General features: G+C 59.6%; 12 protein-coding genes. 6 read left to right on the top strand and 6 right to left on the bottom strand.

Translation table 11 applies throughout. From position 1 onward, the window contains the following. Nucleotides 1-158: 158 nt before the first annotated feature. From BM160_RS18465 to BM160_RS18440, 6 genes are all read right to left on the bottom strand, one after another. Nucleotides 159-1,751 carry an alpha/beta hydrolase family protein gene (locus tag BM160_RS18465; RefSeq protein WP_092007639.1) on the bottom strand — a complete coding sequence of 531 codons (1,593 nt, stop codon included), beginning with the start codon at nt 1,749-1,751 and terminating at the stop codon, nt 159-161. A 291-nt stretch (nt 1,752-2,042) separates the two neighbouring features. After that, a complete protein-coding gene (locus tag BM160_RS18460) occupies nt 2,043-2,828 on the bottom strand; it encodes a peptidylprolyl isomerase (RefSeq protein WP_092007638.1) in 786 nt (261 codons plus the stop codon). 96 nt (nt 2,829-2,924) lie between these two features. After that, nucleotides 2,925-3,209 (bottom strand): BolA family protein, encoded by a 285-nt coding sequence (locus tag BM160_RS18455; protein WP_092007637.1) that lies wholly within the window; start codon nt 3,207-3,209, stop codon nt 2,925-2,927. Beyond that, nucleotides 3,206-3,832 (bottom strand): septation protein A, encoded by a 627-nt coding sequence (locus tag BM160_RS18450; protein WP_092007636.1) that lies wholly within the window; start codon nt 3,830-3,832, stop codon nt 3,206-3,208. The genes BM160_RS18455 and BM160_RS18450 overlap by 4 nt, the downstream gene beginning before the upstream one ends. A gap of 155 nt (nt 3,833-3,987) precedes the next feature. Next, on the bottom strand, nt 3,988-4,398 hold the full coding sequence (msrB, locus tag BM160_RS18445; protein WP_092007635.1) for a peptide-methionine (R)-S-oxide reductase MsrB: 411 nt from the start codon (nt 4,396-4,398) through the stop codon (nt 3,988-3,990). A gap of 40 nt (nt 4,399-4,438) precedes the next feature. After that, nucleotides 4,439-5,929: a protein adenylyltransferase SelO gene (locus BM160_RS18440; RefSeq protein WP_092007661.1), complete on the bottom strand. Its 1,491-nt coding sequence runs from the start codon at nt 5,927-5,929 to the stop codon at nt 4,439-4,441. A gap of 183 nt (nt 5,930-6,112) precedes the next feature. Between BM160_RS18440 and BM160_RS18435 the strand changes: the two genes are divergently transcribed. From BM160_RS18435 to BM160_RS18410, 6 genes are all read left to right on the top strand, one after another. Next, nucleotides 6,113-7,741: a 3-(methylthio)propionyl-CoA ligase gene (locus BM160_RS18435; RefSeq protein WP_092007634.1), complete on the top strand. Its 1,629-nt coding sequence runs from the start codon at nt 6,113-6,115 to the stop codon at nt 7,739-7,741. A 216-nt stretch (nt 7,742-7,957) separates the two neighbouring features. After that, the gene (locus BM160_RS18430; RefSeq protein ID WP_092007660.1) at nt 7,958-9,220 is read left to right on the top strand and encodes a branched-chain amino acid ABC transporter substrate-binding protein; all 1,263 of its coding nucleotides are present in this window, start codon (nt 7,958-7,960) and stop codon (nt 9,218-9,220) included. Between the two features lie 80 nt (nt 9,221-9,300). Further along, nucleotides 9,301-10,254 (top strand): branched-chain amino acid ABC transporter permease, encoded by a 954-nt coding sequence (locus BM160_RS18425; RefSeq protein ID WP_092007633.1) that lies wholly within the window; start codon nt 9,301-9,303, stop codon nt 10,252-10,254. 12 nt (nt 10,255-10,266) lie between these two features. After that, nucleotides 10,267-11,559: a branched-chain amino acid ABC transporter permease gene (locus tag BM160_RS18420; RefSeq protein WP_092007632.1), complete on the top strand. Its 1,293-nt coding sequence runs from the start codon at nt 10,267-10,269 to the stop codon at nt 11,557-11,559. Then, complete coding sequence (locus BM160_RS18415) at nt 11,556-12,329, top strand: ABC transporter ATP-binding protein (RefSeq protein ID WP_092007631.1); 774 nt, start codon at nt 11,556-11,558, stop codon at nt 12,327-12,329. Before BM160_RS18420 ends, BM160_RS18415 begins: the two co-directional genes overlap by 4 nt. A 64-nt stretch (nt 12,330-12,393) precedes the next feature. Beyond that, nucleotides 12,394-13,089 carry an ABC transporter ATP-binding protein gene (locus BM160_RS18410; RefSeq protein WP_092007630.1) on the top strand — a complete coding sequence of 232 codons (696 nt, stop codon included), beginning with the start codon at nt 12,394-12,396 and terminating at the stop codon, nt 13,087-13,089. The last annotated feature ends 116 nt before the right edge of the window (nt 13,090-13,205 follow it).

Below are 13,205 nucleotides of genomic sequence, written 5' to 3'. Positions count from 1 at the left end.
CAGGGGTTGATGCGCTAGTACTCCAGCTCAGAGCTAGCTGCACTGGCTGGTAGAGGCCAGCACAGCTCATTTGTTCCCCGTTTTGCAAAATGAAGGCGAGCTGTGTCGGCTTGAATAGCGCCGCTCAGGCCCTTGCCAGCCAGGCCAAGCCGGTGCTTTTATGCGCCCCTGGCCAGCACCTGCTGGAAGAAGCCGCGCGCGGCAGCGTTGCAAAAGGGCGGCAGTAGCGCGCCGTGATAAGCCTGGGTGACGGCGGCGCTGCCGCCATCGGTAGCGCCTGCGGCAATAGCCGCTTTGGCCGTGTTGCTCATCGCCTGGTTAAAGCCGGTTTTGGCCGCGGCGTAAGGGTCGGCGGCGCCGGTGGAGGCAGATGCCAGATCCAGCACGGTCAACAAACCGGCTGCTGGAGCGGCGGGTGAGGGGGCTGACCAGAAGCTTTGCATCAAGCTGGTGTTGATGTCGAAAAACACCGTCGGGTCGCCCTTGCCACCACACAGAAGCACGGGGCTGGTGGGCGTCCAGTTACGCAAGTCATTCCTTTTGGCGGCGATGCGCATGGGGTGGGCAGGGCTGGCCGCAGGCGCACCATTAGTCAGGCGCGGCATGGCGCCATCCGGGTGGGCGATGGCATCAAGCAGGTAATTGAGCCTGGACTGGTTGGTCATCAGATTGTTATGGCCAAACCCCAGGGCAAACAGTGGCGCCAGCGCGGGCGGCTTGGTAGGCGGGCTGATGGCGTTCAGGGTCGCTTGCAGGGTGGGTGGCGAGCCGGCGGGCGCCGTAGGCGCTGGGTTGCTGAACAAGGTGGTTTGCGGCAGCAAACCCTGGCTGAACAGGGTCTTGACGGGCAGGTCTGTGGGCAGTAGCTTGTCCAGGCCGGTGGCGTAGGCGGGCTCGTAAATATCGGTGAGACGGCTGTAGATATTGCCGTAGGCTTTTTGGTAGCTATTCACCAGCAAAGGCAGGAAGAGCGTGCTGCCGAGGTTGACATTGCCGTAGTAAATGGCGTCGCCAAAAGCGGCGGTGGCGTAGGGGCCGGACATGGGGGCGCTGGCGGCGACCGGCAGGCCTGCGGCCTGCATGGCCTTGTGGGTGGCCATGGCGACATGGCCGCCTTGCGAGTAACCGGTGATGAAGAGCTTGCCGCTGTCTTGCACAGGCTGCTTCAGGCCAGTCAGGGCTTTGCGTGCGGCGCTCAGGGCGTCCATCATGTCCTTGGATGACTGGTCGGCGTTCAGGTAGGGGTGGTAGTTGAGTCTGGAGCTGTCGTAGCCAGCATAGTTGGGGGCGACTACGATGAAGCCCTGGGCCGCGTACATGGCGGCAATCAGCAGGGCTTCACCATAAGCTGGGTTCGTGTTGTCCGCCAGGGTGCCCAGGTTGTAGTTCTTGGCGGCTGTGGTGCCGTGCGCATAGAGCACGACGGGACGGGCCCCTGTGCAGTCCACGCCGCCCGATGGCGTCATCAGGGCGCCCGATGCGTCAGTGGCTTCGCCAGCGCCGCCTACCGTAGCGTACTGGATGTGCTGCACATTGATGCCGCATTTGGGTTTTCCTGCCATGGCCAGCAGGCCCTTGCCGGTGGCACTGCTGTTGAGGCTGGCCGCCAGGCTGTCGGCCGTTAGCGAGGTGGTGAGTAGCGGCGGGTTTTGGATCAGGGAACCACGGGCCGCAGGGGCAAAATAGCCGCCGCTGCAGGCCGCCAGCAGGCAGGCCGTTGCCAGGGTGGTCAGTAAATGAATGGATTTCATGCTTGGCCTTTTCCCAACTTCCAAAAATAATGACTGTTGTTTTGTGCGAGTCATATTAACAATGCGTTTTTTTATGGATTACCTAATTGATTGCCTAAAGTTTGGGCGCCCTAGTGAAAGCCCCGCCCTGTATCGCTTTGCCGGCTTTTCCAGGGGCTCATCAACAAACTTGTCCACACTAGACTAGGACAACTTTCGCGCTCTTGATCGCTCTGGAAAGCAAAAAAGCGCGGTATTGCCGCGCTTTTTTGTTGACGGATTGGACCCGTGAAGGGCCGTCCGGCAAAAGGTTTATTCCACCTTGGCTTTTTTGCGCAGGTCTTCCTGGAAGGCTGCCAGTTTTTGCTGCTGCATCTGCTGGGCAATTTGCGGCTTGACTTCTTCAAAGGCCGGCAACTGGGCCGTGCGGATGTCGTCGACGCGAATGATGTGGTAGCCGAAATCCGACTTCACCGGGGTGTCGGTGGTTTGGCCTTTGCTCAACTTGCGCATGGCATCGGCGAATTCAGGCACATAGCTGGACGGGTTGGCCCAGTCAAGATCGCCACCCTTTGCGCCTGAACCCGTGTCTTTGGATTGCTTCTTGGCAATGTCTTCAAATTTGCCGCCTTTTTTCAGGCTGGCAATGATGGCTTTGGCTTCGGCTTCTTTTTCCACCAGGATGTGGCGGGCCTTGTATTCCTGGCCACCGTTGGCGGCGGCGAACTTGTCGTATTCGGCTTTCAGGTCGGCTTCCGTGACCGGATTCTTTTTCTGGTAGTCGGCGAACAGCTCGCGGATCAGTATGGTCTGGCGTGCCAGCTCCATCTGCACTTTGTAGTCTTCGCTGGTGGTCAGGCCCAGCTTCTCGGCTTCTTGCATGAACACTTCGCGGGCAATGACTTCTTCGCGCAATTGGCCTTCCATTTCAGGCGTCACCGGGCGGCCGGATTTGGCAACTTGCTGGGCCAGCGAATCCAGGCGGGACTTGGGCACGGCCTTGCCATTGACGATGGCGACGTTCTGGGCGAGAACGCCTTGTGCGCTCAGGGCCAGCAAGCCGGCAACAGCGGTTGCCAGTAAAAATTGTTTCTTCATGAAAGCGATTGTCCTTTGGTCAGGCTGGTTGTTGGATGGCGCGTTGCCGGCCACAGGTGGCGGAGGGTTTCGGCAACTCGACAAGTCTCGGGGGAATTAAAGAATCTCAATAGCCAGGGCGTGCAAGCCCTGATCGATGAAATTTTGCATTGCATCATACACAAGCCGATGGCATGCCACGCGGCTCTTTCCCACAAAGGCAGGACTGGCAATGCGGACGCGAAAGTGGCTGCCAAAGCCTTGGCCGTTGGCGCCGGCATGGCCTGCATGGGCGGCACTTTCGTCCAGTACTTCCAGCTGCGTGGGCTGAAGCCGCGCCTGGAGTTGCTGTTCGATTTCGCTCACATGAATGGGCCGGGCGGCCGGTAGCTGCGCGCTCATGGGGTGGTGTCCGGCTTGAGGTGCTTGTTCAGGTAGACCGCTTGCGCCAGCACAAACACCAGCATCAGGCCCAGGCCGCCAAAGAGCTTGAAATTGACCCAGGTGTCGGTGGAGAAGTTGAAGGCTACCCAGAGGTTGACGCAACCCATCACGGCAAAAAAGACCACCCAGCTGAAATTCACGGTGCGCCAGACGGCGTCAGGCAGGTTCATTTGCGCGCCCATCAAGGACTTGATGCCGTTTTTCTTCAGCACCAGCTGACCAAACAGCAAGGCGCCGCCCATCACCCAGTAAAGCACCGTCGGCTTCCATTTGATGAAGCTTTCGCTATGGAAGTAAATAGTGGCGCTGCCCAGCATGGTGACCAGGCCCAGGCTGACCCACAGCATGGCATCGACTTTTTTGCCGCGTAACTTGAGCCAGAGGATCTGGGCGAAGGTGGCCACGATGACCACGACCGTAGCCAGCAGCATGGGGGCTTCAGCCGGCCCGACCACGCCGCCGGAAACCATGAAGCCCAGCCAGTCGGTGGCCGTGCTGGCCGCCCAGTCCTTGTGGCCTTCGGCGTACTTGAACATGCCGAAGAAAAGGGCAATGGGTAAAAAGTCGAACAAAATTTTCATGCTGTGATTATCGGTGGCAAAAAAGAAGAAGAGATGGTTTGACCTTGTGCCCGGAACGGCCAGCAGGGGCCGCGGGACTGGCTTCGCCAGACCGCAGGCGCAGCGGCCCCCTCGGGGGGCAGGGAGCTACGCGTAGCGAGCGACCGTGGGGGCGATCACTTGGGTTTGAAATCCAGCGAGGCCGAGTTCATGCAGTAGCGCAAGCCGGTGGGGGCCGGGCCATCGGGAAACACATGACCCAGATGGGCGCCGCAGTTGGCGCAAACGGTTTCGGTTCGCGTCATGCCATGCGCGCGGTCCACATGTTCTTCGATGGCGCCGGGTTTGACTTCCTGGGAGAAGCTGGGCCAGCCGCAGCCGGCATCAAACTTGGTCGATGAGTCGAACAGCTCGGCATCGCAGCAGATGCAGCGGTAAGTGCCTGCCGCATAGTTGGTTTCGTACTTTCCGGTAAATGGGCGCTCGGTGGCGGCATGGCGGGTGACTTCGAAGGCGACCGCTTCGGCGCCTTTGTCAGCCAGCAAGGCTTTCCATTCGGCGTCGGTTTTCTGGATTTTGGTGTTCATGGCGTGGGTGTCCTGGCGTCTTTGACGTTGAAAGAAGGCGTTACGAGCTGCAACTGATTTCTATGGAGGCCGCCCAGTCAGGCGGAAAGCCGGCGAAGCTGTCGTGGCCGGGATGCTCTTCAAATGGGGCTTGCAACAACTTCAGCAAGGTGTTGACCCCCGAGAAGTCTTTTAGTTTCGCAGCCTGTATGGCCTCTTCGCCCAAATGGTTGCGCAACACGAATTTGGGATTGTTTTTAAGCATCAAATCGGTCCACAGGCCAATATCCACGTGCGCAATGCGCTCCGAATACTGTAGCGCCCAGGCGTTGAAGGATTCGCGGTCGAAGAAGAGATCGCGCAGTGGCTCATGGCCGCTTTGCGGGGTGAAGGCGCACAGGCGGCGCCAGAAAATCGTGTAGTCCACTTTGTTGCTGGCCAGTAGCCTGAAGATGCTGTCTATCAACTCCTTGTCCTCGGCTTGCACATCGGCCAGGCCCAGCTTGGCGCGCATGCGGGCCTGCAGTGCGTCAGGAAACACGGTTTTATAGGATTCCAGGGCTGCCAGCGCCTGGTCTTGTTCCTCAATCAGCGGCAGCAAGGCCTGGCCCAGGCAAAACAGGTTCCAGTAGGCAATATTGGGCTGCTTGTTGTAGGCGTAGCGGCCCTGGTTGTCGGAGTGGTTGCAGATGTGGCCGGGATCAAAGGCATCGAGAAACTGGAACGGGCCGTAGTCCATGGTCAGGCCCAGGATGCTCATGTTGTCGGTGTTCATGACGCCATGGCAAAAGCCCACGGCCTGCCAGGCGGCCATTAGCAGCGCCGTGCGTTCGCTCACCGCTTGCAGCAGCGCCGCATAGGGCTGTTTGGCCTCACGGCAGACCGGGTAAAACTGATCAATCACATAGTCGGCCAGCGCCTTGAGCTGGACGTGCTGGCCGCTGTAGCTGAAGTGTTCAAAGTGGCCAAAGCGGACAAAACTGGGCGCCGTGCGGGTCACCACGGCGGCGGTTTCAATTTCCTCGCGCCGCACTGGGGCATCGGAGCCGGTCACGCACAGCGCGCGGGTGGTGGGTATGCCCAGGCCGTGCATGGCTTCGGAACACAAAAATTCGCGAATCGAGCTGCGCAGCACGGCGCGGCCATCGCCCATGCGCGAGTAGGGCGTGCGGCCTGCGCCCTTGAGCTGGATCTCCTGCGCACCGCTGGCGGTTTCCAGCTCGCCCAGCAAAATCGCCCGGCCGTCGCCGAGTTGCCCGGCCCAGACGCCGAACTGGTGACCGCTGTACACGCTGGCCAGCGGCCGGGAGCCGGGCAGCGTCTGGTTGCCGCTCAGCACGGCCAGCATGGCATCGGATTCCAGCCACGCATCCTCCAGGCCCAGCTCGCGCGCCAGCGCCCGGCTGCGCCCCACCCAGTAGGGCGAGGGCAGTGGCGTGGGCTGGAGTTCGGTGTAGAAGTCGGGGCCAAGTTGGGCAAAGCTGTTCACCCATGTCGGGTTAGCTTGCGCAAGGCTGGGCGCGGCAGGGGCGGCGTTCGGAGCAGAGGTCATGAGCTGATTGTGCAATGGCTCCGGCAGCCCTGTGCCGCCAGGGGTTTGCAGCGCCCGGTGGTGTCGCCAAGGCGCCGTCTCTGCGGAGTTTCCCGGGGAAAGCCGGCCTTGGGGCGCGTTACCATGCGCGGCAGAGCCTTCAACTATCAAGCATGCCCCAGTCGGCACGAAAGGATACGGACGATGTTAGGTTTAATGCAAAACCAGCCGCTGCTGATTTCTTCCCTGATCGAATTCGCCGAGCGTCACCATGGCGATGCCGAAATCGTCTCACGCCGCGTCGAGGGCGACCTGCACCGCTACACCTACAAGGAGGCCGGCCGACGCTCCCGCCAGGTCGCCAATGCCCTGGATGCCTTGAAGCTCAACTTCGGCGACCGAGTTGCCACCTTGGCCTGGAATGGCTATCGGCATTTTGAGCTGTATTACGGCGTCAGCGGCTCGGGCCGGGTGCTGCACACCATCAACCCACGCTTGCACCCCGATCAGATCGCCTGGATTGCCAATCACGCAGAAGACCAGGTGCTGTGCTTTGACCTGAGCTTTTTACCGCTGGTGCAGGCCGTGCATGGCAAATGCAGCAGCATCAAGCACTACATCGCGCTGTGCGATGCGGACAAGCTCCCGGCTGACTCCGGCATTCCCAACCTGCAGAGCTACGAAAGCTGGATAGGCGCTCAGTCCGATAGCTACGTCTGGCCGAGTTTTGATGAGAACACAGCCTCCGGCATGTGCTACACCAGCGGCACGACCGGCAATCCCAAGGCGGCGCTCTACAGTCATCGCTCCAGCACACTGCATGCCTATGCCGCCGCCTTGCCCGATGTGATGTGCATGTCGGCGCGCGACGCCATCTTGCCGGTGGTGCCCATGTTCCATGTCAACGCCTGGGGCATCCCTTACTCGGCGGCGCTGACCGGCGCCAAGCTGGTGTTTCCCGGCCCGGCACTCGATGGCAAGTCGATCTACGAACTGCTGGAGGCGGAAAAAGTCACCTACGCCGCCGGCGTGCCCACCGTCTGGCAAATGCTGCTGAGTCACATGAAGCCGGGGGGCTTGAGGTTTTCCACGCTGCGCCGCACGGTGATTGGTGGATCGGCCTGCCCGCCGGCCATGATCAAGGCCTTTAATGATGACTACGGCGTGGAAGTGCTGCACGCCTGGGGCATGACCGAAATGAGTCCGCTGGGCACGCTGTGCACCCTCAAGAACAAGCATGACGCCTTGCCCGCCGAGGAAAAAATGAAAATTCGCCTGAAGCAGGGGCGGGCGATTTACGGTGTCGATATGAAAATCGTCGACGAGGCTGGCAAGGAGCTGCCCTGGGACGGTAAGACCTTTGGTGATCTTCATGTCAAGGGTCCATGGATAGTGCGCGAGTACTACAAGGGCGAGGGCGGCAGCCCGCTGGTAGATGGCTGGTTTCCGACCGGCGACGTTGCCACCATAGACGCCGATGGCTACATGCAGGTCACCGATCGCAGCAAGGACGTCATCAAGTCGGGCGGTGAATGGATCAGTTCCATAGAGATTGAAAATATTGCCGTGGCCCATCCGGCCGTGGCCATGGCAGCCTGTATCGGCGTGCCTCATCCCAAGTGGGATGAGCGGCCCATCATCGCGGTGGTCAAGAAACCCGGCATGGAGGTCACACGCGACGAACTCATCAAGTTCTACGAGGGCAAGACAGCGAAATGGCAGATCCCGGATGACGTGGTGTTTGTGGACGCCATACCTTTGGGCGCGACCGGAAAGATGCTCAAGACCCGGCTCAGGGAGTTGCTGAAGGACTACAAGCTGCCGCAGCTTTGAGCTAGCGCAGCGGCCATGCCGGGTTAGTCCCGCGAGCGACATAAGAGCGACATAAGCTAGGGCATTCCCTGAAGTTGTGCCGCTTCTTTTACCCTAATCTTTGCCGCTTCACCGTTCGTTTTGCGCGTCATTTCAATAACTCTCAGGAGACCACGGATGAGCACCCAGACCTATTTTTCCCGCCGGCATGTGGGTATGGCCGTGGCCGCCTCGGCCATGCTGTGCGGTGGCGTGGCGCTGGCCCAGGCGCCTGCCAAAGCCGTCGCCGCGCCGGTCAAGTCTGCGGCGCCGGCGCCGGGTACTGTGGTCAACCTGAATCAGACCGTGAAGATCGCCTGGCTGGACCCCTTGTCCGGCCTGATGGCAGCCGTGGGTACCAACCAGCTCAAGAGCTTTCAGTTTCTGGCCGAGCGCTTCAGCCAGAAAAACAAGGCCGGGGTGAAGTTCGAGATCATTGGCATTGACAACAAGCTCAGTCCGCAGGAGACCACCAACGCGCTCAAGTCGGCGATTGACCAGGGCGCACGCTATGTGGTGCAGGGCAATGGCTCCGGTCCGGCGCTCGCCATCATTGACGCCTTGTCCAAGTACAACGAGCGAAATCCCGGCAAGGAGGTGGTTTACCTGAACTATGCCGCCGTCGATCCCGATCTGACCAATAGCAAGTGCGATTACTGGCACTTCCGCCTGGACGCTGACACCTCCATGAAAATGGAGGCGCTCACCGCCTTCATCAAGGATCAGCCCGAGATCAAGAAGGTTTACCTGATCAATCAGAACTACTCGCACGGCCAGCAGGTTTCTAAGTTTGCCAAGCTGAACCTGGCGACCAAGCGCGCTGACATCCAGATCGTCGGCGACGACCTGCATCCCCTGGCCCAGGTTCGCGACTTCGCCCCTTACGTCGCCAAAATCAAGCAGTCTGGTGCTGACTCGGTCATCACCGGCAACTGGGGCTCGGATCTGACCTTGCTGATCAAGGCGGCCAATGAGGCTGGTCTGAACACTGTGAAGTTCTACACCTACTATGGCGGCGTGAGCGGTACACCGACGGCCATGGGCGCCGCATCGGCCGGCCGGGTTTATCAGGTTTCCTACAACCACTACAACATGGGCGGCGACATCCAGCAAGTCATGGCGGACTTCAAGAAAAAGTTCAATGACGACATGTATACCGGGGCGGTCTATCACGCCTTCATGCTGCTGACCGAGGCCATGGCCCAGGCCAAGTCGACCGAGCCAGCCGTGGTGGCCAAAACCATGGAAGGCCTGCGCTTCAAGAGCTTTAACGGCGACGTGGAGATGCGCAAGACCGACCATCAGCTGCAGCAGGGCCTGTACATTGACCGCTGGGAAAAAGCGGGCGGCAAATACCCTTATGACGCTGAAAACACAGGCTATACCTTTGTGCCGGTCAAATATTACGAACCCTATGTGGCCAGCACACCGACCTCGTGCCAGATGAAGCGCCCCGCGTGATGCGCCGGGAGCGCTGGCGCTCGTGACGCAAGGCCCGACCAAAGTTCGGGCCTTTTTATTTACTTTTCAGACGCTCACCGATGAACCTGGAGTTTTTCACCATTTCCCTGCTCAATGGGCTTAGCTACGGCCTGCTGCTCTTCATGCTCAGCTCAGGGCTGACGCTGATCTTCAGCATGATGGGCGTGCTCAATTTTGCCCATACCTCTTTCTACATGTTGGGCGCCTACCTCGCCTACAGCACCTCGCAGGTCATAGGCTTTTGGTGGTCTTTGCTGGTAGCGCCTTTGCTGGTATTCGTCATGGGCGCCGCCTTTGAGCGCTTTTGTCTGCGCAAGGTGCACAAGTTTGGCCATGTGGCCGAGTTGCTGGTGACCTTTGGCCTGTCGTATCTGCTGCTGGAGCTGGTTCAACTGGTGTGGGGCCGCGCCGCCGTGAACTATGCATTGCCCCCCGGCCTGCAAGGGCCGCTGTTCACGGTGTTTGGCACCAACTTTCCCAAGTCGCGAGCTTTCATCATGTTCATTTCCCTGGCCATGCTGGTCGGCATCTGGCTGCTGCTGACGCGCACCCGCATTGGGCTGGTGATTCAGGCCGCCCTGACGCATCCGGAGACGGTGGAGTCGCTGGGGCACAACGTGCCCCGGGTGTTCATGCTGGTGTTTGGCGGTGGTGCGGCGCTGGCCGGCCTGGCCGGGGTGGTGGGCGGCAACACCTTTATCACCGAACCGGCGATGGCCGGTTCGGTTGGCGCCATCATTTTTGTGGTGGTGGTGGTGGGCGGCCTGGGCTCACTCAGCGGCGCTTTTCTGGCCTCACTATTGATCGGTCTGGTACAGACCTTTGCCGTGGCCATGGACCAGTCACTGATCACGCTGCTGGCCAAGTTCAACTACGTGGTGACGCCCGACACCTTTGGCTACCCCCTGCTCAAGCTCAGCATTTCACAGACCGCGCCGATACTGCCTTTTCTGTTTCTGGTGCTAATCCTTATTTTTCGGCCCAAAGGCCTTTTGGGTACCCGGGAAGGCTGAGGGCAGCATCACATGGCAAGTCAGTTTTATCAATTCAAACCCTATAACATCGGCCGCTGGCTGGTCTGGACGCTTTACGCCTTGCTGCTGATCGTGGCGCCCATGCTGTTCAAGAGCAGCCTGGCGCTCACCATGCTCTCGCAGGCCGGCTATCTGGTGATTGTTTGCCTGAGCTACAACATTCTGCTGGGGCAGGGCGGCATGCTGAGTTTCGGCCATGCGGTCTATGTCGGGCTGGGTTCCTTCCTCGCCATACATGCGATGAACCTGGCCTCCAAGGGCGTGTTTTACATCCCCTTGCCGCTGATTCCCTTGGTGGGCGGCCTGTCCGGGCTTTTCTTCGCCGCTTTGCTGGGCTATGTCACCACCAAAAAAGCCGGCACCACCTTTGCCATGATCACCCTGGGCGTGGGTGAGCTGGTGTTTGCCATGTCGCTGATGTTCCCGGAGTTTTTTGGCGGCGAGGGCGGCATCACCACCAATCGGGCCTACGGCAAGCCGCTGTGGGGCATCAGCTTCGGGCCGCAAATTCAGGTGTACTACCTGATTGCGGTGTACTGCTTTGTCTGCACCGCTGCCATGTTTGCCTTCACCCGAACGCCCCTGGGGCGCATGCTGAACGCGGTGCGCGACAACCCCGAACGCGTGGAGTTCATAGGCTACAACACACAGCAGGTGCGTTATTACGCCTTCATCATTGCCGGCTTTTTCGCCGGCATTGGCGGCGGGCTGGCGGCCATCAACTCGGAAATTGTCACCGCTGAGGTGGTCAGCGGTGTGCGTTCCGGCAGTCTGCTTCTGTTCACCTTTCTGGGTGGCGCCACCTTCTTCTTCGGCCCCATCATGGGCGCGGGCCTGCTGGTGCTGGCGCTGATTTTGCTGTCAGAGCTGTCCATGGCTTGGCTGCTTTACGTGGGGCTGATTTTTCTTTTCATGGTGATGTATGCGCCCGGCGGCCTGGCCAGCCTGATCATGATGAATCTGCGGGTGGCTGCTTTCGGAAAACTCCGGCAATTGTGGGTGGGCTACCTGGCCCTGGGGGTGACCGCGCTGACCGCGTTGTTCGGCGCGGCCGCCATGGTGGAGATGATTTATCACCTGCAACTTAACGCCGCACTCGGCCCGCAGTTGGGCTTCTTGGGCTTCAAGCTCAATGCCATGAATGTCAATAGCTGGTTTGGCGCCGGTTTGGTGCTGTTGACGGGACTGGGGCTGTTCGAGCTCACACGCCGGCAGTTTCTGGCGCAATGGGGTGAAGTCCAGGGTGAGATTGAAAAGGAAATCAAGCGAAGGGAGCTGTTGTGAGCTATTCACTTGAACTTAAGAATCTGCGTAAAAGCTTTGGTAAAACCGAAATCATCCGGGGTGCCAACCTGGCCGTTAAACCCGGGGAACGGGTGGCCATCATCGGGCCGAATGGTGCCGGCAAGTCCACGCTGTTCAATCTGATCAGCGGCCGCTTTGAGCCCTGCAGTGGCGAAGTGCTGCTCAACGGCCAGCGTATCAATGGAAAAAAGCCTTTCGAAATCAACCGGCTCGGTTTGTCGCGCAGCTTTCAGATCACCAATATTTTCCCCAAGCTCAGCGTGTTTGAGAACCTGCGCTGTGGCGTGCTCTGGAGCCTGGGCTACAAATACACCTTCCTCAAATTTCTGGCGGATCTGGATGACGCCAATGCGCGGGCTGATGAGCTGATGGCCATGATCAAGCTCGACAAAAAACGCGACGTACTGGCGATCAACCTGACCTATGCCGAGCAGCGTGCGCTGGAGATCGGCATCACCATTGCCGGTGGCGCCGGCGTGATCCTGCTGGATGAGCCAACCGCAGGCATGAGTCGCTCCGAAACCAGTCGCTTCATCAGCCTGATCAAGGAGGTCACCGTTGGCAAAACACTGCTGACGGTAGAGCACGACATGGGGGTGGTGTTTGGTCTGGCCGACAAAATCGCGGTAGTGGTTTACGGGGAGGTCATTGCTTACGATACGCCGGAGAGGGTACGTGCCGACCAGCGCGTCCAGGAGGCCTATTTGGGTTCATCGGTGGCCGACCAGCAGGCAGGAGTGAAGGCATGAGCCCCCACGTTGGGCACTTTGTGACCTCTGTGCCGTCCTTGGGGTGGCGTTATGGAGTCAGCTCATGCTGAATGTCGCAAACCTTCACGCTTTTTATGGCAAAAGCCATGTGCTGCATGGCGTCTCGTTCCATGTGCAGCCCGGCCAGATTGTGGCTTTGCTGGGCCGCAACGGCTCGGGCCGCTCGACCACCGCCAAAGCCATCATGGGGCTGGTCGATTGCCGCGGCAGCATTCTTTGGAAAGAGCGTGAAATTGTCGGTAAAAAGGCTTACCAGATTGCTCATCTGGGCATTGGCTACGTTCCCGAAAACCGCGACATCTTTCCCAAACTGACGGTGCATCAAAACCTGCTGCTGGGGCAAAAGGGCGCGGGCAAGGGGGCACGCTGGTCCTTCAAGGACATGTACGCCATGTTTCCGCGCCTGCTGGAGCGCCAGCACACGGAAGCCGGGGTCTTGTCGGGCGGCGAGCAGCAAATGCTGACGCTGTGCCGCACGCTCATGGGAGACCCGGATCTCATCATCATTGACGAGCCTACCGAAGGCCTGGCGCCAAAAATTGTGGAACTGGTGGGCCAGTACTTGCAAGCGCTCAAGGCAAAAGGCATCTCTGTGCTCCTGATTGAGCAGAAGCTGACCATCGCCATGGCTATTTCAGACCGGGTTCTGGTGATGGGGCACGGCAGCATCGTGTTCGATGGCACCCCGGACGGTCTGCGGGCCGATGCCTACGTTCGAAAAGAGTGGCTGGAAGTGTAAAAACCATGGGGCTTGTCACTGCAGAGACAGCTTAGGGCCCATCACCGCCCTGACGCGCTTGCCCTGTCAAGCGCTCCCCCTACAATGATAAAAGAACGGTCGTACTATTTTTATCG

Origin of the sequence: Polaromonas sp. OV174 (genome assembly GCF_900112285.1) — a bacterium.
Lineage (GTDB): Bacteria > Pseudomonadota > Gammaproteobacteria > Burkholderiales > Burkholderiaceae_C > Polaromonas.
The sequence above is the reverse complement of the archived record's forward strand: the minus strand, read 5'-3'. Positions and strand labels throughout refer to the sequence as shown.

Coding starts and splice junctions, on each gene's coding strand:
- BM160_RS18465 (WP_092007639.1), bottom strand. CDS start 1,751: ATGAAATCCATTCATTTACTGACCACCCTGGCAACGGCCTGCCTGCTG.
- BM160_RS18460 (WP_092007638.1), bottom strand. CDS start 2,828: ATGAAGAAACAATTTTTACTGGCAACCGCTGTTGCCGGCTTGCTGGCC.
- BM160_RS18455 (WP_092007637.1), bottom strand. CDS start 3,209: ATGAGCGCGCAGCTACCGGCCGCCCGGCCCATTCATGTGAGCGAAATC.
- BM160_RS18450 (WP_092007636.1), bottom strand. CDS start 3,832: ATGAAAATTTTGTTCGACTTTTTACCCATTGCCCTTTTCTTCGGCATG.
- msrB (WP_092007635.1), bottom strand. CDS start 4,398: ATGAACACCAAAATCCAGAAAACCGACGCCGAATGGAAAGCCTTGCTG.
- BM160_RS18440 (WP_092007661.1), bottom strand. CDS start 5,929: ATGACCTCTGCTCCGAACGCCGCCCCTGCCGCGCCCAGCCTTGCGCAA.
- BM160_RS18435 (WP_092007634.1), top strand. CDS start 6,113: ATGTTAGGTTTAATGCAAAACCAGCCGCTGCTGATTTCTTCCCTGATC.
- BM160_RS18430 (WP_092007660.1), top strand. CDS start 7,958: ATGCTGTGCGGTGGCGTGGCGCTGGCCCAGGCGCCTGCCAAAGCCGTC.
- BM160_RS18425 (WP_092007633.1), top strand. CDS start 9,301: ATGAACCTGGAGTTTTTCACCATTTCCCTGCTCAATGGGCTTAGCTAC.
- BM160_RS18420 (WP_092007632.1), top strand. CDS start 10,267: ATGGCAAGTCAGTTTTATCAATTCAAACCCTATAACATCGGCCGCTGG.
- BM160_RS18410 (WP_092007630.1), top strand. CDS start 12,394: ATGCTGAATGTCGCAAACCTTCACGCTTTTTATGGCAAAAGCCATGTG.